The sequence below is a fragment of the Streptomyces lothianensis genome (assembly GCF_047779955.1).
In the GTDB taxonomy this organism is placed as follows: domain Bacteria; phylum Actinomycetota; class Actinomycetes; order Streptomycetales; family Streptomycetaceae; genus Streptomyces.
Genome location: NZ_JBLMKT010000155.1, coordinates 1 through 305, shown reverse-complemented (window position 1 = coordinate 305; position 305 = coordinate 1). Strand labels below are relative to the sequence as shown.

At 63.0% G+C, this 305-nt stretch carries 1 protein-coding gene; it reads left to right on the top strand.

Translation table 11 applies throughout. The features are described from left to right. Nucleotides 1-305 (top strand): ketoacyl-synthetase C-terminal extension domain-containing protein (locus ACLF6P_RS30035; RefSeq protein WP_415954582.1); only part of this gene is annotated, 305 nt, incomplete at both ends.

Sequence of the window (305 nt, the reverse complement as noted above, 5' to 3'; positions counted from 1 at the left end):
ATCGAACATCGGCCACACCCAAGCCGCCGCAGGCGTCGCCGGCATCATCAAAATGATCATGGCCATGCACCACGACCTCCTGCCCCAAACCCTCCACATCGACAAACCATCCACCCACGTCGACTGGACCACCGGAGCAGTCGAACTCCTCACCCAACCCCGCACCTGGCCACACACCCCCCAACGCCCCCGCCGAGCCGCCATCTCCTCCTTCGGCATCAGCGGCACCAACGCCCACATCATCATCGAAGAAACCCCACCCACCACCACACCCCAAACCAACCAAACCAACCAACCCACCACCG